The sequence below is a fragment of the Pseudomonas sp. Irchel s3h9 genome (genome assembly GCF_900187475.1).
Taxonomy (GTDB): Bacteria; Pseudomonadota; Gammaproteobacteria; order Pseudomonadales; family Pseudomonadaceae; genus Aquipseudomonas; species Aquipseudomonas neuropathica.
Map to the genome: position 1 here is coordinate 3,847 of NZ_FYDH01000002.1, position 20,879 is coordinate 24,725.

Consider the following 20,879-nt stretch of genomic DNA (forward strand, 5'->3'; position numbering starts at 1 on the left):
CAGGGTTTCGCTGGCGTTGGCGAGCAGGGATTCGCTGTTGTACTTCGGGTTGGCGAGGTACATGCGTTCGGGTTGTTGGGTGCTGGCCATGATTTGGCTGGCGGGTTTGAGGTAGTGGTCGAGGGCGCGTTCGGCGGCTTCGTGGAATCGCTTGGAATCGGGGGATTCGTAGGGGGATGTGGGGTCGGTTTCGGGTGGGTTGGGTGTTGGTTTGATCATGGTGAAACTCCTGGTTTTCATTAGGAGCTACCAGCATCACTTGCAGATGATGGGTGGCAGCTATGCGCGGGTCTGCAAGACCGGGAAACCAGGCACCCGGCAGACCCGAAGGTCTCCCGCACAAAGCTGCCATTGAGCGGACACGAACGAGTGTCCTTTTGGCTGGCTGTGCGACTGGTTTTTCCGGCGGGCTTGCAGACCCGATCACTGATGAGCAGTGACGGGAATCAAGGTACGGAGGGAGTGCCAGACGCACAAGCCGGCGGATTCTGGCTTAGTCGTAGGCGATGGCGCAAGGAGTTGTAGGGCGTAGCCAGCAACGAGAGACACCTATTAAACAAACATGTAGATCATCTGTTTAACAGGTCAGTTGAGATGCAGAGAATTCCGAATCAATGGGTCTCAAACGAATTCCACTGGTGAGTATCAAGATCCAGCGCGCAGTAGGGTTCGAAAACGTAAAGCACAAGCGGATTCTCAATATCTATCGCTGCCACCTGGAGTGACTTGAGATAGGACTGAGCCTCTGCGAATGATGTACCGAATAGAGGATCATCCATTGCCTTCGCGCGCGTCAGCTTGGAAATCGTTTGATCTGGATGTTTTGCCATCGCAATTCGAAAAGCCAGGCTAGCGTCGAAGTGTGTTTTACCGAAGACGTGCTGACGAAGCCGACTGATCACGCTTCTTGAAATACCGACATAGATAGGCACGCCGTTGTCGATCAACACGTAGCAGCCCGAAAAATCTTGCGCCAGTTTGAACTGTTTCAGCAACGATTTAACGCCAACACCGGGCACTGAAAAGTCCTTCATCTCTCGCGGAGTTTCAAGAGAGCTTTTCATTCTGCTCATATGGCCGGGCAGAACAGTTTTGGCTAACTCTTCAAATGTGTGTATGCATTCGTGTAACGCCATTGGAGAACCGCTCGATCGAGAGATGGGCGCCAACGCTATCGCGTCAAGTCAGGCCATTACAAGCGATGTAGCACATGTCTATTTAAAGCGACGCCAGAACAATGTGGGGTAATAGATCCCTGTAGCGAAGAACAGAGGAATCGCTACAGAGATCGTTCACATCTAGCTGGCGATTTCGACGTTATCCAGTGCCTGGTTGACGGCGATTTCGCCGAGCATCACGACTTGGGCGATGCCCAGTGCGGTTTTGCGGTGCGGGGTGTCGAGCATGGCGGCGAAGTTGAGGAGCATTTCGCTGGCGGAGCCGAGGGTTTCGCTGGCGTTGGCGAGCAGGGATTCGCTGTTGTACTTCGGGTTGGCGAGGTACATGCGTTCGGGTTGTTGGGTGCTGGCCATGATTTGGCTGGCGGGTTTGAGGTAGTGGTCGAGGGCGCGTTCGGCGGCTTCGTGGAAGCGTTTGGAATCGGGGGATTCGTAGGGGGATGTTGGGTCGGTTTCGGGTGGGTTCGGTGTTGGTTTGATCATGGTGAAACTCCTAGTTAATAAAAAGGAGCCTTCACATTCGCTACCAAACGAAGGTGGCGGCCATACGCGGGTTGGTAGACCGGTAACTAGGACCCGGCACACCCGAAGGTGTCCTGCGCATGGCCACCATTGAGCAGAGACCTGATGAGGTCTGCAAACGGTTCGCGATGCGACTAGTTATGGCGGGCTACCAAACCCGATCACTGTTTTTCAGCGACCGACAGACGATAGAACCCGCGACCTAGACGCACAAGCCGGCGGATTCTGGCTTAGTCGTAGGTAACGGCGCAAGGCGTTGTAGGGTTTTGGTGGTTACTTGAGGCTTCGTTTAAACAGTGGTGGTTTTTACTGTTTATTTCGGTCGGTGGTTGATGGGGGGACTGGGCTGGCGTCTTCGCTAGCAGGCTAGCTCCCACAGGGTTATGTGGTTGGGTTGGGATTGGTGGTGGTTGGGCTGGCGTCATCGCGAGCAGGCTCACTCCTACAGGGGGATTTTGTTCACTTGAGGTCGAGTTGGCTGTCGGGGATTGTGCCGGTGAAGCTCGACTCTACCGGGCCGCTCAGGGTGACGGGGCCGGTGCCGTTCCAGTGAACGGTGACGGGGCCCCCGTCGCATTCGACGTTGACGGTGTGGTCGAGCAGGCCTCGGCGGATGCCGTTGACCGCTGCGCCACATGAGCATGAGCCGGAGCCGAGCGGGATGGCGCCGTTGCGCTCCCAGATGCGCAGGCGGATGTGTTGGCGGTCGATGATTTGCACGAAGTGGACGTTGGTTTTTTGCGGAAACAACGGATGGGTTTCGAGGCTTGGGCCGAGGGCGGCGATATCGACGGTGCTAAGGTCGTCGACGAAATAGGTGCAGTGCGGATTGCCCATGTTGCACGCGGTTGGAGCGCCGGCGAGCGGTAGAAATAGCGTGTCGTGTTCTTGCGCCAGAGGGATGTATTGCCAGTCGAACAACGGTTCGCCCATGTCGACCGCGATCAATCCGCTGGGCGTGCGTTCGCAGGTGAGCAAGCCACGGTTTGTGCGCAGGGTGATCGATGTCCGGCTGGCTTCGCGCATCAACCTGTCCGCCACGCCACGGGTGGCGCTGCCGCACACGTCAAGCGCTGAGCCGTCGGCGTTCCAGAATTCCACGCGCGCATCGGCGTCTGCGCAATCGAGGACCACGGCGAGTTGGTTGAAACCGATGCCGCGATGACGATCGCCCAGGCGCCGGGCGAGTTGGCTGGTGACGGGGTTGCTGATGTTGCGTGAGTCGATCACGACGAAGTCATCGCCGTTGGCGTGCATCTTATGGAAGGTGAGTGGCATTCGCTGCGTCTCTGCTGCGCGTCATGTTGATCAGCGCTGAACGTTTACCACCCGGCGCAGGGCGCTCTTCGATGGAGTACGGCACGAAGCCAAGTTTCGGGTAGAGCAGCAAGCCTGCGGTGTTTTCGTTGAAGCAGGAGAGCTGCACTTCCTTAGCCTGGTATTTTTCGAAACCCACTGCGGTCATGGTCTCGACGATGTACCGCGCCACACCCTGGCCTCGAGCGTAGGGCGCGACGATGACGTTGCCGATGCAGCAGATGCCATCGTGCTCAGCGCGGTAGAAATTGGCGAAGCCGACGAACTCGCCGTTGGCCAGAAAAGCCGTGGAGTCGAAGCGTTGGCTGATTGCGCTGTGCATCTGCTCTTCCGTTAGCGGGAAGTTGGCTTTCGGGAACATGAAGAACAGCTCTTGTTCGCCCTGGGGAAAGCTGCAGAGGGTGTTGACGTCGTCGGCCGTCACAGGCCGGTGGGAGAAATTCATCGCTGCCCTGCCCTCACTGTTTACCCGCCAGATGATGCGCAACCAAGGCGTTGGCATGACCGTGGCCCATGCCGTGTTCCTCCTTGAGCCACGCCACCAGTTCCATGTGTTTCTTGTCGCTGATGCCGGCGAGCAGGCTCAGCCAGTGATCAATCGGCTGGCCGTATTTTTTCTCGATGGAGGGGAAGTACGACGCCGGGCCTTTTACCTTGTTGTCTTCGCTCATGCTGCAAGCTCCCTGTGGTCACGACGGAGGGTCGGCGGACGCTCCTTGTCGGCAGGTCATAGAGTGGACGCGAGAGACTGTTCCGGCAAGTGGCCCGGCCCGGCCCGGCCCGGCCAGTTCACTTCACTCCGACCTTGACCGGAAACTCTGATGACCAGGACTCCTGCCCAGCCTTCAAAATCGGCTGCGCCGGGTAACGGTATTCGCTGAGGGCCTTGACCACCGCTTGGTCCACGTCGTTGTTGCCGGAGCTTTCGACCAAGGTGATTTGCGGGACCAGCGAACCGGGTTTGCCTTTCGCCTCCAGCGTGACGGGCTTGCTCGCGGTGCCGGGTTTGATCTGCCTGTTCAACAGCAACTCGGTATCGTGTATCGCTGCTGCGAGGCTGTTGCCGACGCCGTCGTACCATTTTTCGTTGTAGCGCTGTGTCTGCTCGGTGGTCAGCGTCAACATCTGGGCGCGGACCCGCTGCACGCCGGCCCATGCCTCGTCATCGATGCGCTGAGTGGCATTAAGGTAATGCGTCAGCGCCCCGGACAGATCCTGTGGGCCACCTCGACCTGCTTCCATCAGTTGTGCCAGCGCGAACTCGCTGTAGGTGCTCTGACGATGCTTGAGCGCCAATTGATAAAGCCGTCGCGCTTCGACAGCATCGGGCGCCTGACCGCTGCCCTCATCGGCCATGCGCGCCAATTGCTCATACCCGGCGCCATCCACGACAGCGACAGACTCATACAGGGACCGGGCCTTGCGCACATCTGGTGATAAGCCGCCACGACCAAACTCATACAACACGCCAAGCGCAATCTTGCACTTGAGGTTGCCGTGGCTGCTGGCTTCGCGAACATAGTCGAGGTGTTCGGTGGAAAGGTCTTTCACGCTCGAGAACACCATGCAGCGGGTGCCGGTGAGGCTTTCTTCCTGTGGATTGGGTGGAGTGCTCTTGCAGCCTGCAACGAGGGTCGCGAGGGCCAGAAAAGCAACCGCCTTATTCATGTGATTCATCCGGAATTCGTCCTTGAATGGCACGCCTGTAAATGATTTTGGCAGTGTGAAGGCTTATTTTTTTCTGCTCTCGTTGAACCTCTGCAGCGGGCTCTTGCCGTCTGTCCTGACGACCGGAATCGCCTGATAGCTCTTCTGGCCCGGTGGCAGGATCGGGTCGCCGGGAAAGCGATAGTCGCTAAAGGCTTGCATGACTCTCTGATCAAGGGCGATATCGCCCGAGCTTTGCCGTATCGAAACCACCGGTGCCAATGCGCCAGGGGTGTACTCCAACTGCACTTGCACCGGTTTGCTCGCAGACGTCGAATTGACGTTGTTCTCCAGAGATTTCTCTATGACATCAACGCGTTTTTTGAGGCCGCTCTGCACACTACTGACAAAAATTTTGTTGTAGCGCTGTTGCTGCTCGATCGTCAGAACCAAGCCTTTGCCGCGCAGGCGTTCAATGCCTTGCCAAGAGGCATCGCCGAGGTATTGCGTGGCGTTGAAGTAATGCGTCAACGCGCCTTGCAGATCCTGCGGGCCACCTCGCCCTTCCTCCATGTATTTGGCCAGTTTGGCTTCACTGCGCCGCTGTTCGGGCTTGCTCACAGCACGCTGGTAATACTGCCGTGCATCGATGTCATTGACCGGCCCGCCGATGCCTTCCTCGGCCATGCGCCCAAGTTGGCCGTAGGCACCGGGGTCTTGATCGGCTACGGATTGATAGAGGGCTTTGGCTTTGGAAATGTCCTGGGGCACACCGCGCCCCTTCTCGTACAGGTCGCCCAGCATGATCGTGCACGGCAGGTTACCGCTCTTACTCAGATCGCGGATGTAGCTGACTTCCAGCGAGCTAATGGATTTATCGTCCCAGTAAGCGAAGCAGCGCAGATTGGAGAGATCTGCGGTCTGGGTAGAAGAACTGCTGCTTTTGCAGCCTGCAACGAGGGCAGTAAGCGCCAGTACAGCAACAACCTTGTTCATGAACGGCATCCGTTGAAATCGTGCAGATTTCATCGGCAGGCAGGCGCAAAACCTGAAGTGTCGGTTACTCGAGAACACCACAAAAAACTGTGGGAGCGAGCCTGCTCGCGAAGGGGCCGTGTCAGCCGACATCATCAGAGGCTGACACACCGCTTTCGCGAGCAGGCTCGCTCCCACAGGGGTTGTAGTGGATCAGGGTTATTCGGTGCGGCCCGGAAGCATCCGCACGAGGGTGTTATCCCGCACCCAATAATGGTGAAACAACCCCGCCGCTGCGTGCAGCCCGATCAGCCAGTAACCGGTGCTGCCAATCAGTTCATGCCAGTACTTCAGTTGTTTGCCGAAGTCCGGGTCGATGGCCACGGGTGCCGGGACGTGGAAGCCGAAGTACGGGAACGGTTTGTCGGCGGCGGCGAGCATCAGCCAGGCGAGGATTGGGGTGGCGATCATCAGCCCATAAAGCGCCAGGTGCATCAGGTGCGCGATGCCGGTCTGCCACGCCGGTGGTTTGGGGGTGATCGGTGGGCGTGGGCTGAGGCGGCCGAGCAGGCGGATCCACACGAGGGCGAAGATGCTCGCGCCGAACAGGCCGTGGAAGCCCATCAGCAAGCCGCGTGCTTCGCTGCCCTTGGGCATGTAGCCCTTGATTTCGACGCATGCGTAGACGCCGACGAACAGCGCCAGCATTAGCCAGTGCAGGGTGATTGAGAGTTTTCCGTAACGGGTTACGGCGATGTCGTGGGACATAAGCTGCGCCTCTTGATTGTCGTGAGTGACGGCCGATTCGTTCGACTGCCTCGCTCCGGTTGTTGGGCGAACCGACGGCGTTACCCTGCCCGCCCAGTCTTAAGAGAGTCTGAAGACAGACCCTCACGTTAACCTTTTTTCACCTTCAGACTTCGTTAAGAAATGCCTCCGATACTCGCCTCAAACCTATTGAGGGAGGCGTTCTGCCCATGCCCGAATTTGACTGGAACATCCCCCTGCCCCTGCGCTTCGGTCAAGCCGAAACGCCGCAGATGACACTGACTGGCGCGCTGCCCGACGACACTCTGCGAGCGACGTTTGAAAGCTTTATCCAGCAGCGCTTTCGCAAAGCCCACGGCGCCGACATCCGCCATTTCATGCCCGAGCTGTTCGGCATGCACAACGGCGATGGCGAGTTGTGCGCCGTGGCCGGGGTGCGTCGCGCGCATCTGGAATCACTGTTCCTTGAGCGCTATCTGGATGAGCCGATCGAGCCGTTGATCAGCGCGGCGGCAGATCGTGCGGTCGAGCGCAGCGCCATCGTCGAAGTCGGCAACCTCGCCGCCAGCGACACCGGCAGCGCGCGCCTGAGCATCATCGCCATCACCTACCTGCTGGCCATGGGCGGCCTGGAATGGGTGACGTTCACCGGCAACATCGGCCTGGTCAACAGCTTCCATCGCCTGGGTTTGAAGCCAGTGACATTGTGCGCCGCTGATCCGGAACGGTTGGGTGACGAGCGTCAACACTGGGGCAGTTATTACGAAAGTAAACCTTGGGTGCACGTCGGCAACATCCGCGCCGGGTTCGTCCATTTGCGCGATATCGGCCTGTTTACTCGCCTGGGTTTGCCCGGCTCGATTGAAGGAGCCTGTCATGTCGCTTGAACTGCAACGCTTCCAGGAAACCCTGCGCGACCATGCCCGGCGCAATGACAACGCGACGGCCCTGTGGGGCGACACGCTGAAACTCGATTACGCCACGCTGTACGCCGAGGTGTTGTATCGCCAGGAGCGCCTGCGCGATGAGCAAGCGCAGGTGATTGCGCTGGCGTTGGACAACGGCGTCGACGCGATGCTGTGGGATCTGGCCGTGCTGTTTGAAGGCCTGACCTGTGTGACGCTGCCGCCGTTTTTCAGTGCGGCGCAACGTGCTCATTGTCTGCAACAAAGCCAAGCCGAACGGGTGATCGCCGAGCCAGAACTGGGCGCCGAAGTGCTCGCGGCTGGTTATGAACAACGTGGCGAGTTCTGGCGCCGCTCGTTCAGTGGCCCCAGTCGCATGCCGGCCGGCACCGCGAAACTCACTTTCACGTCCGGCACCACCGGCACGCCGAAAGGTGTGTGCCTGAGCGCCGACAGCCTGCTGCGGGTGGCGCGGGAGCTGGATCAGGCCAGCGAAGCAACCGGCCCGCAGCATCATCTGGCGCTGTTGCCGTTGGCGATTCTGCTAGAGAACCTCGGCTGCTATGCCGCGCTGTATGCCGGCGCAACGCTCAGTGTGCCGAGCCAGAAAACCCTCGGCATTCAAGGCGCCAGCGGCGTCGAGATTCCGCGCTTGCTCGGTTATCTGGCCAGCCGTGCGCCGGAGAGTCTGATCCTGGTGCCGCAGTTGCTGTTGTTGCTGGTCAGCGCCGCCGAACAGAAAGCCTTCGACCCGCGAAACCTGCGCTTTGCCGCTGTCGGCGGTGCGCGGGTCTCGGAGGATCTGCTGCACCGTGCGCAACGGGTCGGGCTGCCAGTTTACGAAGGCTACGGCCTGTCCGAATGCGCCTCGGTGGTGTGCCTCAATCGCCCCGGCGCACGCCGCCCCGGCAGCGTCGGCCGACCGCTGCCACATGTTGAAGTGCGCCTGGCCGAGGACGGCGAGGTGCTGATCAAGGGGTCCACATTGCTCGGTTATCTGGGCGACGCGCCGTACGCCGATGAGTGGTGGCCGAGCGGCGATCTGGGCGAGTTCGACCCGGAAGGTTTTCTCTATCTCAAGGGCCGCAAGAAGCACCAGTTCGTCACCAGTTTCGGGCGCAACGTCAACCCGGAATGGGTCGAGTCCGAGCTGACCCAGCGCCGCCACATCGCTCAGGCGTTCGTTTACGGCGAGGCCTTGCCGCATAACCACGCACTGCTCTGGCCACATCGTCCGGACTGCACCGATGCCGAACTGGCCGCTGCCGTCGCCGAAGCCAACGAGGCTTTGCCCGATTACGCCCAGGTGCATCAGTGGACGCGCCTGCCGCAACCCTTCACCGCCGCCAATGGCTTGCTCACCGCCAATGGCCGCCCGCGCCGCGACGCCATCGTCGCGCAGTACCACGCGCAATTGACCGAATCCGCTGTTTCCGAGGAGTCCGCATCATGAGTTTTTTTGACACCCTGCAAGAAGCCACGCAACAGGAACGCCACGAACTGTTCAACCTGCCGATCATCGTCGATGCCCTGCAAGGCAAGGTCAGCCTCGACAGCTATCGGGCGTTTCTCGCGCAAGCGTATTACCACGTGCGCCACACCGTGCCGCTGATGATGGCTTGCGGTGCGCGCCTGCCGACGCGTCTGGAATGGCTGCGCAAAGCGGTGGCCGAGTACATCGAAGACGAATACGGCCACGAGCACTGGGTGCTCAACGACATCGCTGCATGTGGCGGTGATCGTGATGCGGTGCGCGACGGTCAGCCGTCGTTGTCGATCGAACTGATGGTCAGCTTTCTTTACGACCTGATCGCCCGGGGCAATCCGGTCGGTCTGTTCGGCATGGTCAACGTGCTCGAAGGCACCAGCATCGCCCTGGCCACCCACGCGGCGGGCAGCATTCGCGAGCGCCTGGCGTTGCCGGAAACGGCGTTCAGTTACCTGAGCTCCCACGGTTCGCTCGATATCGAGCACATGCAGACCTATCGGCGCCTGATGAATCAGCTGGAAGATCCTGCCGATCAAGCCGCCGTGATCCATGCCTCGAAAGTCGTCTATCGCCTGTACACCGACATGTTCCGTGGCTTGCCGCGTGACGCGGAGGCTCAACATGCAGCTGCGTGATGCGCGGGTGGTGCTGACCGGTGCCAGTGGCGGCATCGGCCTGGCCATCGCCGAAACCTTGTGCGCAGCCGGTGCCCATGTGCTCGCGGTGGCGCGGCATCAGGAGGCATTGCTGCCGTTGCTCAAGCGCTACCCCGACTCGTTGTGCTGGGTCGCGGCTGACCTGACCTTCCTCAGCGATCGGCGCAAAGTGCTGGTCGCCGCCGAAGCCATCGGCGGCATCAACCTGCTGATCAACGCCGCCGGGGTCAATCACTTCGCCATGCTCGAACAGCTCGATGACAGCGATATCAACGCGATGCTGGCGGTGAACATCAGTGCGCCGATGTGCCTGACCAAAATGCTGTTGCCGCTGCTCAAGCAGGCCGACAGCGCGATGGTGGTCAACGTCGGTTCGACCTATGGCTCGATCGGCTACCCGGGTTACGCCAGTTATTGCGCGACCAAATTCGCTTTGCGCGGGTTTTCCGAGGCGCTGCGCCGCGAGCTCGCCGACACCCGCGTCAGCGTGCTGTACGTCGCGCCCCGCGCCACGCGCACCTCGATGAACAGCGCCGCCGCACAAGCGTTGAACGACGCACTCAAGGCCAACGTCGACGATCCGCAAACCGTGGCCTCGGCGGTGATCCATGCGATTGCCGGTGATCGTCGCGACCTCTACCTGGGCTGGCCGGAACGCTTCTTCGTCCGCCTGAACAATCTGCTCCCGCATCTGGTGGATCGAGGCCTGCGCAAGCAGTTGCCGCTGATCCGCCGTCTCAGTGAAAAACCTGACCACGAGTCGCCAAAGCCATGAAAAAACTATCCGCATGCCTGTTGCTCGCCGCCTTGAGTCAAAGTGTCTGGGCGCTGGAACCGGCCGACCAGCAACGTCTCGAGGGCATCCAGCAGAGCTGGGCGCACATTCAATATGAAGTGGCGGAAAAACAGCGCGCCGTCGCGTTCGAACAATTGGCCAACGAGGCCAACACGTTCACCACGCAGCGCCCGGCGGTGGCCGAAGCGTGGATCTGGAAAGGCATCGTCACCAGCAGTTGGGCCGGTGCCGAGGGCGGACTCGGCGCACTGGGCAAAGCCAAGGACGCTAAAGCCGATCTGGAAAAATCCCTGACCCTCGATCCCAAAGCCCTGCAAGGCTCGGCCTACACCAGCCTCGCCGCGCTGTATGACCGCGTGCCCGGCTGGCCCATCGGTTTCGGCGACAGCGACAAGGCCGAGCAACTGCTCAAGCAAGCCTTGCAACTCAACCCCAACGGCATCGACAGCCTGTACTTCTGGGGCGATCACCTCTACCGTCAGAAGCGCTACGCTGAAGCCAAAGCAGCCCTGCTCAAAGCCCAACAAGCGGCGCCGCGTCCGGGCCGGGAAAGTGCCGATGCCGGGCGTGGCAAAGAGATCGCCGCCCTGCTGGTGGACGTGAACAAGAAACTCGACTGACAGGAGTCCGCGTGCGTTTATTACTGGTTGAGGATGACGTGGCGCTGGGTGAAGGCATTCATCAGGCGCTGGGCCGCGAGGGTTACACCGTCGACTGGCTCAAGGACGGCAGCAGCGCGTTGCATGCGCTGCTCAGTGAAACCTTCGATGTCGCCGTGTTGGATCTCGGTCTGCCGCGCATGGACGGCCTGCAAGTGCTGCGCCGCCTGCGCGACAGCGGTTCGAATCTGCCGGTGCTGATTCTTACCGCGCGCGACGCTACCGAAGATCGCATCGCCGGGCTCGACGCCGGGGCCGACGACTACCTGATCAAACCGTTCGACCTGGACGAGCTCAAGGCACGCTTGCGCGCCCTGTTGCGGCGCAGTGCCGGGCGCGCCCAGGCGTTGATCGAGCATGCCGGCATCAGCCTTAACCCCGGCACCCAGCAAGTCAGCTATCAGGGCCAGCCTGTGGCCCTGACGCCCAAGGAATATCAGTTGCTGCACGAGCTGCTGTCGCCGCCGGGCCGGGTGATGACCCGCGATCAGTTGATGCAGCTGCTTTACGGCTGGAATGAAGAAGCCGAAAGCAACACCCTCGAAGTGCACATCCATCACCTGCGCAAGAAGTTTTCCACCGACCTGATCCGCACCATTCGCGGCGTGGGTTATCTGGTGGAGGAGCGTCGATGACCTCGATCCGCCGCCGCACGCTGACCTTGATCATCGGCCTGTTGCTGGCCGGCCTCGCGGTGCTCAGCACCTTCAACCTGCACGACAGCAACCACGAAATCGCCGAAGTCTACGACGCACAATTGGCGCAGAACGCGCGCTTGTTGCAAGGGGTGATGCGCATGCCCCTGGCCAGCAAACAGCACGCAGAGCTTTACCAGGCGTTTAACTCGGCGCTGGGCGAAGCGGTGCCGCGCGGCGAGGGTCATCCTTACGAACGCAAAATCGCCTTTCAGGCGTGGAATCCTGCCGGTGATGTGTTGGTGCACACCGCCAGCGCACCGTCCTTCAAGGCGCCGCCGACTCAGCCCGGTTTCAGCGATGTGGTGGATCTGAACAATCGGCACTGGCGCGCCTTTCTCCTTGAAGACAAACAGAACGGCCTGCGCATCTGGGTCGGTGAGCGCGACGATGTGCGCGCCGATCTGGTCGACCGCATCGTCCGTCACACGCTGTGGCCGAACGTGGTCGGCAGCCTGCTGCTGGCAGCGATGGTCTGGCTGGCGATTGGCTGGGGCCTCAAACCTTTGGCGAACATGGCCGAAACCTTGCGCGCCCGCCACAGCGGTTCGCTGGAACCGTTGCAATTGGCGCCGCTGCCCAGTGAGCTGGAACCGATGCAGGCGGCGCTCAACCGTATGCTCGCGCAGATCCAGGAAGTGCTCGGCCGCGAGCGGCGCTTTATCGCCGACGCCGCCCACGAAATGCGTACGCCGCTGGCGGTGCTGCGGGTGCATGCGCAGAACCTGCAGGAGGCCGGCACCGAACAGGAACGCCGCGAATCGCTGGCGTTTCTGATCGCCGGGGTCGACCGCACCAGTCGCCTGGTCAACCAGTTGCTGACCATGGCGCGTCTGGAGCCGAAACCCAATCCGCCGCCGCTGCAACCCATCGACCTCAGCGAAACCGTGCGCAACAGCCTGGTGCAATTGACGCCATGGTTGCTGAGCAAACACCTGGAACTGGCCTTTGAAGACAGCGCCCAGCCGTTCAACATCATGGCCAGCCCCGGCACGATCGACATTGCCCTGAACAACCTGATCACCAATGCTGCGAACTTCTCCCCGGAACACGGCGTGATCACCGTGCTGCTCAGCCAGGCTGAGGGTTTCTATCACTTGAGCGTTGAAGATCAGGGGCCGGGCATCGATGAAGCCGACCGGGCGCGCTTGTTCGAACGCTTCTACAGTCGCGGCAATGCCCACGGCGCGGGGCTGGGACTGACCATCGTCAACACCATTGCCACGCAGTTGGGCGGACGGATCACTTTGGTCAACCGCGCTGAGGGCGGCCTGCGCGCGACTTTGTCGATTCCCGACGGGCAACCGCGCCCCGCATCGCAACGCAGCACCCGCGAACCACCTCAGGGCTGAGCCTGTTGCGGAAACAGAAGCACCATCGCCCGCTAAAAAACAGTGGCCGCGCGTCGGAATCTGATCCAGATCAGCTTCCGGGGCTGACATCGGTGTAGAACAGACTCAGCGCACTCTCCTGCGCGTTGCTCGTTCAGCCCCGATGGAGGCTCATCTCATGCTCACTGTCAAAGACCACAATGACCGTGCGGCGCCGGCCTATGCCGCGCACCAAGGTGAATACTGGATCGAGTCGCTCAAGGATGGCCGCCACGTCTTGATCCGCGCACTGGCCGCCAAGGATCGCGAACGCGAGTACGCGTTTATCAAGCGCTTGTCGCCCGAGTCCCGACACCTGCGTTTTCTCGCGCAGATGAGTGAGCCGGGCACCGCGTTGCTCGATCAGTTGATGGACGTCGATTACAAACAACGCGCGGCCTTCATCGCACTGGTTCACGAAAATGGCGAATTGATCGAGATCGGCATCAGCCGCTACGCCGCCACGGGCGAACAGGACTGCGAATGCGCTGTGACGGTCGCCGATGAATGGATGCACCTGGGCCTGGCCACGTTGCTGATGGAGCACCTGATCAAAGCCGCCCGGCTCAACGGTTTCAAACATCTGTATTCGGTGGATTCGGCCAGCAACACGGCCATGCGCGACCTCGCCCGATCACTGGGCTTTGAAACCCACAGCGATCCTGATGATCCCCATCAGGTCATTCATCGCCTGAGTCTGTAGCGCCATTCCTGCGCCCTGCACCAGTAAACAGTACGGGGCGCATTGCCAATCAAGGCGTGATCGCCACCTTCATCACCCCATCGCGCTGATGCGCGAACAGTTCATAGGCGGCTTCGATATCGTCCAGTTTGAAGTGGTGGGTCACCAGCGGCGACAGATCGACACCACCGCTTTGCACCACCGCCATCAACCGGCGCATGCGCTCCTTGCCGCCGGGGCACAGGGAGCTGACGATGCTGTAATCGCCCAGCCCCGCCGCGAAGGCATCGTAGGGAATGCGCAGGTCCGACGCGTAAACCCCAAGGCTCGACAAGCGTCCGCCCGGGCGTAACACCCGCAAGGCAGACTCGAACGTGCCTTGGGTGCCCAAGGCTTCGATGGACACATCCACGCCGCGCCCGTCGGTCAACGCCATGATTTGCTCGACCACGTCGCCATCCTTGAAGTTGACCACATGGGTCGCACCCAACTGCCGCGCGACGCTCATGCGCTCGGCCACCGCGTCGACGCCAATGATCACGCTCGCGCCCTTGAGCCGCGCCCCGGCCACCGCACACAGGCCGATCGGCCCCAGCGCGAACACCGCAACGCTGTCGCCGATACTGACTTCACCACGTTCGGCGCCGGAGAATCCGGTGGACATGATGTCCGGGCACATCAGCACTTGTTCGTCACTCAGCCCGTCGGGGATCGGACACAGGTTGGCCAAGGCATCGGGCACCAAGACGTACTCCGCCTGGCAGCCATCGATGATGTTGCCGAATTTCCAGCCGCCGGTGGCGCGAAAGCCGTGGCGAGTGTCCGGCCCGTCCTGGGAGCCGCAGCCACACAGGCAGGCGTAGCTTTGGCCGCTGGGGGTGATGGCGCCGGCAATCACCCGTTGGCCTTCGAAAAATCCGCGCACCTGTGAGCCGAGTTTCTCGATCACGCCCACCGGTTCGTGACCGACGGTCAAACCTTTGGCCACCGGATACTCGCCACGCAGGATATGCACGTCGGTGCCGCAGATCGTCGTGGTGGTGATACGCACCAGTGCGTCCAGCGGGCCAACCTCGGGGATCGGTTTGTCATCCAGCACGATGCGATTCTTTTCGACGAATATCGCCGCTTTCATCATGGCCATGATCAAGACTCCTGTGCAGGTGTTTGCAGTGAGTTCAGCACCTTTCCAAGGCTGCGCCGAACTGACCGACACAAGGTTGATAACGATCAATCAATGCAGGATTGCGCCCGCCGTTACCGCCCGTCGGGCGCGGGGGTTGCTCGGCTGCGTCATTGACAAAGATCAAGCCGCGCCCGGCGGCACGGAGCAACATGAACTGACGCCGTTGCGTCTGGCCGGCCAATGCCGCTACCCACAGGAGATTCGTCATGTCCGAGCAAGCACGTTTCATGCTGGTAGCTTCACCGCTGATGAAACACAGCCCTGCGTTCGATCGGGCCGCTGCCCTGGCCAAGGCATCGGGTGCGGCGCTGCATATCGTGGCATTCGATTACCTCGAAGGGCTGGCGACCGCCGGATTGGTCAACGAGCAGGCCCTGGAACAGATGCGCCTGGGTTATGTCGAGCGCCACCGCCAATGGCTGGAGGACCAGGCCCGGCCCATGCGCCACCTCGGCGTGACCGTGACCACGGAAGTGGTGTGGGTCGACAATCCGTTGCGTGAAATCCAGATTCACCTCAAGGAGCAGCCGATGGCCCTGCTGATCAAGGATCTGCAGCACGCCTCGTTCATGTCGCGATTGATGTTCACCCCGCTCGATGTTCATTTGCTGCGTGAATGCCGGGTGCCGCTGCACTTTGTCAGCCATGTTCAGCATGCCCGGCCTCGGCGGATCGTCGCGGCGATTGATCCGTTTCATCGCGACGAGCAATACGCTGACTTCAACGACCGCATTCTGCGCGAGGCCGCGAAACTGGCCAGCCTCTGCGATGCCGAACTGGATGTGATCTACGCCTACGACCTGTCATCGATCAGCGCCGACGAGTTCGGTTTTGGCAACGCCTCGACGTTTTTTACCCCGGGCAAGGCGAAAACCCTGTTCGATGCGCAAGGTGATGCATTCCGCGAACTGGCCGAGCGCAACGGCATCGCGCCGGAACGCCAGCACATGATCATGGGCAATCCGGCCAAAGTGCTGTGCAGCTACGCCGATGCCTATGACATCGACGTGATCGTCATGGGCCGGATCGGTCATCGCGGCCTCGGTCGGTTGATCGGTAGCACGGTGGAACAGTTGCTGTACAAAATGCCCTGCAGCGTCTGGGTGGTGTCACCGCAAGTACTGGTCGACTGAACGCAGCCGTCCCTCGCCGAGGGACGGCCTCAGATCGAGCGCTGATTGACCCGCGCCATCAATTGCTCGGCACTTTCCTTGCGCTCGGAGTAACGGTCGACCAGATGCGCCTGTTGATCACGCAGCAGCACGGTGAACTTCACCAGTTCTTCCATTACATCCACCACACGATCGTAGAACGGCGACGCTTTCATCCGCCCGGTGTCGTCGAACTCCATGTAGGCCTTCGGCACCGAGGATTGGTTGGGGATGGTGAACATGCGCATCCAGCGGCCCAACACGCGCAACTGGTTGACCACGTTAAACGACTGCGAGCCACCGCAGACTTGCATTACGGCCAGGGTTTTACCCTGAGTCGGGCGCACGGCGCCGAGTTCCAGCGGGATCCAGTCGATCTGCGCCTTGAACACGGCGGACATCGCGCCGTGCCGTTCTGGCGAACACCAGACCTGGCCTTCCGACCACAGCACCAGCTCGCGCAGTTCCTGCACCTTGGGATGGTCGACTGGAACGTCGTCGGGCAGTGGCAGACCGGATGGGTTGAAGATGCGCGTTTCGGCGCCGAAGTGTTCGAGCAGACGTGCGGCCTCCTCTACCAGCAAACGGCTGAAGGAGCGTTCGCGGGTCGAGCCGTAGAGCAGCAGGATGCGCGGTTTGTGCGCGCCCGCTTGCGACGGTTTGGCGTTATCGAACAGATTGAGATCGAGGTTGGGCAGTTCGGACATAAATCCTCCTTAAAGCGTGCCGACGCGGTCGAGCTCAGCCTTGAGTTGATCGCGGCTGAGCGAGTGGAAAGGCAGATCGAGGAAGGCCTGACAGCGTTGGCCGATGCGCATAAGGGTGGCGTGAAAAGCCGCGTCGACAGTGGCTTCGTCGCCCTTCACTTCGGACGGATCTTCCAGCCCCCAGTGGGATTTCAGCGCCGGGCCGAAATACACCGGGCAAGTCTCGCCAGCGGCTTTGTCGCACACGGTGATGACGATATCTGGCGGGTTGCTTTCAAAAGCGTCGTTGCCTTTGCTGTGCAAACCATCAATGGCGATGCCGGCCTGTTGCAGCGTCGACAGGCTGCGCGGCAAGACCTGACCTTTGGGAAAACTGCCGGCACTCACCGCTTCGAATCCCGCTGGCGCCAGATGATTGAACATGGCTTCAGAGAGGATGCTGCGGCAGCTGTTGGCCGTGCACATGAACAAAACTCGCATGGATTGCTCCTACCGCTTTTGGCGGACATCAAAGGCTCAGGCGCAGTGCCAGGGCCGAAAGAGTGATCAACAGAACCGGAAGGGTCAGCAGAATGCCGACCTTGAAGTAGTAGCCCCAGGTGATGCGCAGACCTTTGCGTTCCAGCACATGCAGCCAGAGCAACGTGGCGAGGCTACCGATGGGGGTGATTTTCGGGCCGAGGTCGCAGCCAATGATGTTGGCGTAGATCATCGCTTCGCGAACGAGCCCTTGGGCGTCGCTGGCCTGGATCGACAGCGCACCGATCAGCACGCTGGGCATGTTGTTCATCACCGATGACAACAGCGCGGACAGCAGGCCAGTGCCGAGGGTGGCACTCCATAAACCTTGCTCGGCCAAGCGGTCGAGGACGACGGCCAGCAGGTCAGTCAACCCGGCATTCTTCAGGCCATACACCACCAGATACATGCCCAGCGAGAACACCACGATCTGCCACGGTGCATCGCGCAAAACCCGTCGGGTAGCGATCTTGTGGCCCTTGGCAGCGACCGCAAAAAGGATCGCCGCACACACTGCCGCGACGGCACTGACAGGAATCCCCAGCGGTTCCAGTGCGAACAGTCCGACCAGCAGTATCAGCAGTGTCCAGCCGCCGACCACGAAGGTGGCGTGGTCGCGAATCGCTGCTTTGGGTTCCTGAAGCGCCTCAACCGGGTAGCGCTGTGGCACATCGCGCCGGAAGTACACAAACAGCACCAGCAACGTCGCCGCGACACTGACCAGACTCACCGGCACCATCACCGATGCGTATTCGGCAAAGCCCAAGCCGAAGTAGTCGGCGGAGACGATGTTGACCAGATTTGATACCACCAGCGGCAGGCTGGCCGTGTCGGCAATAAACCCGGCGGCCATGACGAATGCCAACGTCGCCGCCGGTGAAAAGCGCAGCGCCAGCAACATCGACATGACAATGGGTGTGAGGATCAGCGCCGCACCGTCGTTGGCGAACACCGCCGCCACCGCCGCGCCGAGCAACACGCAGAACGCGAACAATCGATAACCACTGCCCTTTGCCCATCGTGCAACGTGGAGTGCCGCCCATTCAAAGAAGCCGGCTTCATCCAGCAGCAGGCTGATGATGATCACCGCGATAAACGTGGCGGTGGCGTTCCAGACGATGGCCCACACTGTGGGAATGTCCTGCAGCGAAACGGCACCGACAGCCAGGGCGATCAGGGCACCGAACGTGGCGCTCCAACCGACGCCTAATCCTTTGGGTTGCCAGATGACGAGTACGAGGGTGAAGACGAAAACAGCGAAAGCCAGCAACATGTCAGAACTCTCTAAATCCGGATTCAGCAGCAGGCGGCTTCGCGCACCGGACGCCCGTCCATGTTCTGCAGGCGGGCGGCGTTGTCCTTGAGCCAATCGGCGTTGGCTTTGGACGTCACTTGCAGAATCTCGCGCACCCACGCCGGCAGCTCCGGATTGAGCCGGTAATAGACCCACTGGCCCTGACGGCGATCGAGCAGCAAGCCATTGCTGCGCAGTTGCGCGAGGTGGCGGCTGATTTTCGGTTGGCTGTCGTCGAGCGCACACATCAGCTCGCAGACGCAGAGTTCACCTTGATCGGAAATGAGCAGCATGGCGCGGACACGGGTTTCGTCAGCGAGGCTCTTGAAGACTTCGGTGGGAGTGATCATGGAATGGGCTCTGTACATATGGAAATTCGAATATACGGATATCCATATATTAATCAACCCCAAGAATTTCCTTTTTGCCAAAGCGCTGTAGAAGGCACAGTCTTCAATGCCGCACGCAACGTCATTCGTGCCAGCCCTGCAAACGGGACTACAGGTGCGTGTCCACCGGCGCGACGATCTCTACTTTGATCTTGTCCGGATCCTCACAGTAGAGGGCGTAGTGCTCCGGGCCGCCGGCGTGCGGATAGGCGCTCTCGTAGAGAAGACGAAAACCGGACGTTCGCAGCCAATCCGCCATTTCATCCACTTGCGCCTGTGAACCCGCCTGGAACGCCAGATGATTCAAGCCCACGCCCCGGCGGTTAAAGCCCTGTTGCAGATCGCTTGCCTGAACGAACACCAGGTAGGTGCCGTTGAGAATAAAGCTGCGCCCGGCGGGCCAGTTTTGATGCTGCGTATAACCCAGCATCAAGAGCAACGGCTGCCAAAAGCGCAGCGAGACTTCCAGCGATGAGACGTTGATTTCAACGTGATGAAGCCTGCCGGTTTTGGGTGTACTGCCCAGATCGCTATTGGTCATCGGCGGCATTTCCTTGGGTTGCGCCAAGGGTTTTCAACAGCGTATGACGACTCCACGGGCCGCAGTACTCAGGCACGTGCGCGATCAATCGGTAGCCGCAGCGGGTGTACCAACGGGCGACGTCGTCATCCAGCGTTTCGATCAAGGCATCCACGCACGCCCTTTCAACGGCCAGCGCCTCAAGCTTGTGCAACGCCTGAGTACCCAGCCCGGTTCCGCGCCATTGCGCGTCGATCCACAGGTAATTGACAAACAGGCGCCGGAATTCGGTTCTGCCGGTAGCGCCGCCGATCAGTGTTCCCTCCTCCATCAGCGCACAGGCGATGGCTTCAGCGTGCCCGCCGCGAGCCTCAGACAAGGCTCGGCCATGCCGTAAGACGCCGTCACTGATGGCCTTCAAGGTGTCCGCATTGATGTCGCGAACGCTAAGCCATTCCCTCATTGCTGCTCTCCATTGCCAAAGGCTTTGAAGCTATTCAAGCAAAAGCGGCGCCAACAGCAGCACAGCCAAAAGGATTAACGGATGCCGGCCTGCGATCTGCCCAGCAACAACCCCTGCTCCGCTTCACATAACCCCACCACATAATCCCAGACCACCCGCAGCCGCACCGACTTGTGCAACTCGCGCCGCGTACTGATCCAGTAGCTGCGCTCGATGCTTTCATCCGGCAGCAACGGCACCAGATCGGGATCAGACTCGGCCATGTAGCAAGGCAACACCGCAATGCCCAATCCCGACCGCGCCGCCTCCTGCTGCGCGATGACGCTGGTGCTGTGAAACACAACCCGAGGGCTGCGACAGAAACTGTTGAGAAACATCAATTCCTGGCTGAACAGCAAATCGTCGACATAACCGATCCACGCATGCCGCCCAAGGTCCTCGCGGCTGTGCAGGGGCGGGGCTTTATCGAGATAGCGCTGGCTGGCGTACAGCGCCAAGCGATAGTCCGTGAGCTTGCGCGTGACCAGCATGTCCGCCGCCGGGCGCTCCAGGTGAATGCTGATTTCCGCTTCACGGTTGAGGATGCTGACAAAGCGCGGCACCGCGACCAGTTCCACTTCCAATCCCGGATAGCGCTCGAACAAGCCGATCATCCGGCTGGCGAGAAACTTGATGCCCAGCCCTTCGGTGACGCCAACACGAATCTTGCCCAGTGGCGCAGTGGATTGGGTGATCTCTTCCTGCGCCAGCAACGCAACGTTTTCCATCGCTTCAGCATGTTTAAGCAGCGCCTCCCCCGCCGGGGTCATTTCGTAGCCTTGGGCGTGCTGGACGAACAGCGCGGTGCCGAGGCTTTTTTCGATGGCTTCGATATGGCGGGCGACGGTGGCGTGGGTGGTGTTGAGGCGGCGGGCGGCGGTGAGCAGGCGGCCGCTGCGTTGCAGCTCGAGAAAAAACCGCAGGTCGTTCCAGTCGAACATGGCGTGTCCTT

At 60.7% G+C, this 20,879-nt stretch carries 26 protein-coding genes and 1 pseudogene; 9 read left to right on the forward strand and 18 right to left on the reverse strand.

The genetic code is table 11. The annotated features are described in order from the left end of the window. The 9 genes and pseudogenes from CKW26_RS30020 to CKW26_RS02920 form a co-directional block, all read right to left on the reverse strand. Window positions 1–219: pseudogene (locus tag CKW26_RS30020) on the reverse strand (hypothetical protein); the annotation flags it as partial. Window positions 220–611: 392 nt separating this feature from the next. Then, window positions 612–1,136: an excinuclease ABC subunit C gene (locus CKW26_RS02880; protein ID WP_095047423.1), complete on the reverse strand. Its 525-nt coding sequence runs from the start codon at window positions 1,134–1,136 to the stop codon at window positions 612–614. A gap of 162 nt (window positions 1,137–1,298) precedes the next feature. Further along, on the reverse strand, window positions 1,299–1,661 hold the full coding sequence (locus CKW26_RS02885; protein ID WP_016982978.1) for a DUF6124 family protein: 363 nt from the start codon (window positions 1,659–1,661) through the stop codon (window positions 1,299–1,301). 498 nt (window positions 1,662–2,159) lie between these two features. Then, entirely contained in the window at window positions 2,160–2,978 is an 819-nt protein-coding gene (gene dapF, locus CKW26_RS02890; protein ID WP_095047424.1) for a diaminopimelate epimerase, read from the reverse strand. Continuing rightward, on the reverse strand, window positions 2,959–3,462 hold the full coding sequence (locus tag CKW26_RS02895) for a GNAT family N-acetyltransferase (protein WP_095047425.1): 504 nt from the start codon (window positions 3,460–3,462) through the stop codon (window positions 2,959–2,961). Before CKW26_RS02895 ends, dapF begins: the two co-directional genes overlap by 20 nt. A gap of 13 nt (window positions 3,463–3,475) precedes the next feature. Then, window positions 3,476–3,688 carry a DUF4287 domain-containing protein gene (locus tag CKW26_RS02900; protein ID WP_095047426.1) on the reverse strand — a complete coding sequence of 71 codons (213 nt, stop codon included), beginning with the start codon at window positions 3,686–3,688 and terminating at the stop codon, window positions 3,476–3,478. A gap of 118 nt (window positions 3,689–3,806) precedes the next feature. Further along, on the reverse strand, window positions 3,807–4,685 hold the full coding sequence (locus tag CKW26_RS02905; RefSeq protein ID WP_177409222.1) for a tetratricopeptide repeat protein: 879 nt from the start codon (window positions 4,683–4,685) through the stop codon (window positions 3,807–3,809). Between the two features lie 63 nt (window positions 4,686–4,748). Next, a complete protein-coding gene (locus CKW26_RS02910) occupies window positions 4,749–5,795 on the reverse strand; it encodes a tetratricopeptide repeat protein (RefSeq protein WP_256579861.1) in 1,047 nt (348 codons plus the stop codon). A gap of 63 nt (window positions 5,796–5,858) precedes the next feature. Then, entirely contained in the window at window positions 5,859–6,407 is a 549-nt protein-coding gene (locus tag CKW26_RS02920) for a cytochrome b (RefSeq protein ID WP_095047428.1), read from the reverse strand. 209 nt (window positions 6,408–6,616) lie between these two features. Here CKW26_RS02920 and CKW26_RS02925 point away from each other — a divergent pair, with 209 nt between their 5' ends. From CKW26_RS02925 to CKW26_RS02960, 8 genes are all read left to right on the forward strand, one after another. Further along, window positions 6,617–7,294 (forward strand): thermostable hemolysin, encoded by a 678-nt coding sequence (locus CKW26_RS02925; protein WP_095047429.1) that lies wholly within the window; start codon window positions 6,617–6,619, stop codon window positions 7,292–7,294. Further along, window positions 7,284–8,765, forward strand: a complete 1,482-nt coding sequence (locus CKW26_RS02930) for an AMP-binding protein (RefSeq protein WP_095047430.1) — start codon at window positions 7,284–7,286, stop codon at window positions 8,763–8,765. The genes CKW26_RS02925 and CKW26_RS02930 overlap by 11 nt, the downstream gene beginning before the upstream one ends. Then, window positions 8,762–9,436, forward strand: a complete 675-nt coding sequence (locus tag CKW26_RS02935; RefSeq protein ID WP_095047431.1) for a TenA family transcriptional regulator — start codon at window positions 8,762–8,764, stop codon at window positions 9,434–9,436. Before CKW26_RS02930 ends, CKW26_RS02935 begins: the two co-directional genes overlap by 4 nt. After that, a complete protein-coding gene (locus CKW26_RS02940) occupies window positions 9,423–10,232 on the forward strand; it encodes an SDR family oxidoreductase (protein WP_095047432.1) in 810 nt (269 codons plus the stop codon). Before CKW26_RS02935 ends, CKW26_RS02940 begins: the two co-directional genes overlap by 14 nt. After that, window positions 10,229–10,873, forward strand: a complete 645-nt coding sequence (locus CKW26_RS02945; protein WP_095047433.1) for a tetratricopeptide repeat protein — start codon at window positions 10,229–10,231, stop codon at window positions 10,871–10,873. The genes CKW26_RS02940 and CKW26_RS02945 overlap by 4 nt, the downstream gene beginning before the upstream one ends. Before the next feature lie 11 nt (window positions 10,874–10,884). After that, complete coding sequence (locus tag CKW26_RS02950; RefSeq protein WP_007910671.1) at window positions 10,885–11,547, forward strand: response regulator; 663 nt, start codon at window positions 10,885–10,887, stop codon at window positions 11,545–11,547. Beyond that, on the forward strand, window positions 11,544–12,959 hold the full coding sequence (locus CKW26_RS02955; RefSeq protein ID WP_095047434.1) for an ATP-binding protein: 1,416 nt from the start codon (window positions 11,544–11,546) through the stop codon (window positions 12,957–12,959). The genes CKW26_RS02950 and CKW26_RS02955 overlap by 4 nt, the downstream gene beginning before the upstream one ends. Before the next feature lie 157 nt (window positions 12,960–13,116). Further along, window positions 13,117–13,680 carry a GNAT family N-acetyltransferase gene (locus CKW26_RS02960; protein ID WP_095047435.1) on the forward strand — a complete coding sequence of 188 codons (564 nt, stop codon included), beginning with the start codon at window positions 13,117–13,119 and terminating at the stop codon, window positions 13,678–13,680. Between the two features lie 49 nt (window positions 13,681–13,729). On the opposite strand, the gene CKW26_RS02965 is transcribed toward CKW26_RS02960, so the two are convergent. Together CKW26_RS02965 and CKW26_RS02970 are read right to left on the reverse strand one after the other, a co-directional pair. Next, window positions 13,730–14,803, reverse strand: coding sequence for an NAD(P)-dependent alcohol dehydrogenase (locus CKW26_RS02965; RefSeq protein WP_095047436.1), 1,074 nt, complete (start codon window positions 14,801–14,803; stop codon window positions 13,730–13,732). Between the two features lie 34 nt (window positions 14,804–14,837). Beyond that, complete coding sequence (locus CKW26_RS02970; protein ID WP_095047437.1) at window positions 14,838–15,053, reverse strand: hypothetical protein; 216 nt, start codon at window positions 15,051–15,053, stop codon at window positions 14,838–14,840. Here CKW26_RS02970 and CKW26_RS02975 point away from each other — a divergent pair. After that, window positions 15,052–15,978, forward strand: coding sequence for a universal stress protein (locus CKW26_RS02975; RefSeq protein WP_095047438.1), 927 nt, complete (start codon window positions 15,052–15,054; stop codon window positions 15,976–15,978). The genes CKW26_RS02970 and CKW26_RS02975 overlap by 2 nt on opposite strands. 29 nt (window positions 15,979–16,007) lie before the next feature. Here the strand turns inward: CKW26_RS02975 and arsH are convergent, their stop codons facing one another. From arsH to CKW26_RS03010, 7 genes are all read right to left on the reverse strand, one after another. Beyond that, window positions 16,008–16,703, reverse strand: coding sequence for an arsenical resistance protein ArsH (gene arsH / locus CKW26_RS02980; protein WP_095047439.1), 696 nt, complete (start codon window positions 16,701–16,703; stop codon window positions 16,008–16,010). 9 nt (window positions 16,704–16,712) lie between these two features. Continuing rightward, a complete protein-coding gene (locus CKW26_RS02985; RefSeq protein WP_095047440.1) occupies window positions 16,713–17,183 on the reverse strand; it encodes an arsenate reductase ArsC in 471 nt (156 codons plus the stop codon). Window positions 17,184–17,211: 28 nt separating this feature from the next. After that, window positions 17,212–18,495, reverse strand: coding sequence for an arsenic transporter (locus CKW26_RS02990; RefSeq protein ID WP_095047441.1), 1,284 nt, complete (start codon window positions 18,493–18,495; stop codon window positions 17,212–17,214). 23 nt (window positions 18,496–18,518) lie between these two features. After that, window positions 18,519–18,866, reverse strand: coding sequence for a metalloregulator ArsR/SmtB family transcription factor (locus tag CKW26_RS02995; protein ID WP_095047442.1), 348 nt, complete (start codon window positions 18,864–18,866; stop codon window positions 18,519–18,521). A gap of 148 nt (window positions 18,867–19,014) precedes the next feature. Beyond that, on the reverse strand, window positions 19,015–19,446 hold the full coding sequence (locus CKW26_RS03000; protein WP_095047443.1) for a VOC family protein: 432 nt from the start codon (window positions 19,444–19,446) through the stop codon (window positions 19,015–19,017). After that, entirely contained in the window at window positions 19,436–19,888 is a 453-nt protein-coding gene (locus CKW26_RS03005) for a GNAT family N-acetyltransferase (protein WP_095047444.1), read from the reverse strand. Before CKW26_RS03005 ends, CKW26_RS03000 begins: the two co-directional genes overlap by 11 nt. Window positions 19,889–19,962: 74 nt before the next feature. Beyond that, window positions 19,963–20,868: a LysR family transcriptional regulator gene (locus CKW26_RS03010; protein WP_095047445.1), complete on the reverse strand. Its 906-nt coding sequence runs from the start codon at window positions 20,866–20,868 to the stop codon at window positions 19,963–19,965. Between the last annotated feature and the right edge of the window lie 11 nt (window positions 20,869–20,879).

What these genes read in the sequence shown, in the direction of transcription:
- CKW26_RS02880 (WP_095047423.1), bottom strand. Translation starts at nt 1,136, where the DNA reads ATGGCGTTACACGAATGCATACACACATTTGAAGAGTTAGCCAAAACT.
- CKW26_RS02885 (WP_016982978.1), bottom strand. Translation starts at nt 1,661, where the DNA reads ATGATCAAACCAACACCGAACCCACCCGAAACCGACCCAACATCCCCC.
- dapF (WP_095047424.1), bottom strand. Translation starts at nt 2,978, where the DNA reads ATGCCACTCACCTTCCATAAGATGCACGCCAACGGCGATGACTTCGTC.
- CKW26_RS02895 (WP_095047425.1), bottom strand. Translation starts at nt 3,462, where the DNA reads ATGAATTTCTCCCACCGGCCTGTGACGGCCGACGACGTCAACACCCTC.
- CKW26_RS02900 (WP_095047426.1), bottom strand. Translation starts at nt 3,688, where the DNA reads ATGAGCGAAGACAACAAGGTAAAAGGCCCGGCGTCGTACTTCCCCTCC.
- CKW26_RS02905 (WP_177409222.1), bottom strand. Translation starts at nt 4,685, where the DNA reads ATGAATAAGGCGGTTGCTTTTCTGGCCCTCGCGACCCTCGTTGCAGGC.
- CKW26_RS02910 (WP_256579861.1), bottom strand. Translation starts at nt 5,795, where the DNA reads ATGATGTCGGCTGACACGGCCCCTTCGCGAGCAGGCTCGCTCCCACAG.
- CKW26_RS02920 (WP_095047428.1), bottom strand. Translation starts at nt 6,407, where the DNA reads ATGTCCCACGACATCGCCGTAACCCGTTACGGAAAACTCTCAATCACC.
- CKW26_RS02925 (WP_095047429.1), top strand. Translation starts at nt 6,617, where the DNA reads ATGCCCGAATTTGACTGGAACATCCCCCTGCCCCTGCGCTTCGGTCAA.
- CKW26_RS02930 (WP_095047430.1), top strand. Translation starts at nt 7,284, where the DNA reads ATGTCGCTTGAACTGCAACGCTTCCAGGAAACCCTGCGCGACCATGCC.
- CKW26_RS02935 (WP_095047431.1), top strand. Translation starts at nt 8,762, where the DNA reads ATGAGTTTTTTTGACACCCTGCAAGAAGCCACGCAACAGGAACGCCAC.
- CKW26_RS02940 (WP_095047432.1), top strand. Translation starts at nt 9,423, where the DNA reads ATGCAGCTGCGTGATGCGCGGGTGGTGCTGACCGGTGCCAGTGGCGGC.
- CKW26_RS02945 (WP_095047433.1), top strand. Translation starts at nt 10,229, where the DNA reads ATGAAAAAACTATCCGCATGCCTGTTGCTCGCCGCCTTGAGTCAAAGT.
- CKW26_RS02955 (WP_095047434.1), top strand. Translation starts at nt 11,544, where the DNA reads ATGACCTCGATCCGCCGCCGCACGCTGACCTTGATCATCGGCCTGTTG.
- CKW26_RS02960 (WP_095047435.1), top strand. Translation starts at nt 13,117, where the DNA reads ATGCTCACTGTCAAAGACCACAATGACCGTGCGGCGCCGGCCTATGCC.
- CKW26_RS02965 (WP_095047436.1), bottom strand. Translation starts at nt 14,803, where the DNA reads ATGGCCATGATGAAAGCGGCGATATTCGTCGAAAAGAATCGCATCGTG.
- CKW26_RS02975 (WP_095047438.1), top strand. Translation starts at nt 15,052, where the DNA reads ATGTCCGAGCAAGCACGTTTCATGCTGGTAGCTTCACCGCTGATGAAA.
- CKW26_RS02970 (WP_095047437.1), bottom strand. Translation starts at nt 15,053, where the DNA reads ATGACGAATCTCCTGTGGGTAGCGGCATTGGCCGGCCAGACGCAACGG.
- arsH (WP_095047439.1), bottom strand. Translation starts at nt 16,703, where the DNA reads ATGTCCGAACTGCCCAACCTCGATCTCAATCTGTTCGATAACGCCAAA.
- CKW26_RS02985 (WP_095047440.1), bottom strand. Translation starts at nt 17,183, where the DNA reads ATGCGAGTTTTGTTCATGTGCACGGCCAACAGCTGCCGCAGCATCCTC.
- CKW26_RS02990 (WP_095047441.1), bottom strand. Translation starts at nt 18,495, where the DNA reads ATGTTGCTGGCTTTCGCTGTTTTCGTCTTCACCCTCGTACTCGTCATC.
- CKW26_RS02995 (WP_095047442.1), bottom strand. Translation starts at nt 18,866, where the DNA reads ATGATCACTCCCACCGAAGTCTTCAAGAGCCTCGCTGACGAAACCCGT.
- CKW26_RS03000 (WP_095047443.1), bottom strand. Translation starts at nt 19,446, where the DNA reads ATGACCAATAGCGATCTGGGCAGTACACCCAAAACCGGCAGGCTTCAT.
- CKW26_RS03005 (WP_095047444.1), bottom strand. Translation starts at nt 19,888, where the DNA reads ATGAGGGAATGGCTTAGCGTTCGCGACATCAATGCGGACACCTTGAAG.
- CKW26_RS03010 (WP_095047445.1), bottom strand. Translation starts at nt 20,868, where the DNA reads ATGTTCGACTGGAACGACCTGCGGTTTTTTCTCGAGCTGCAACGCAGC.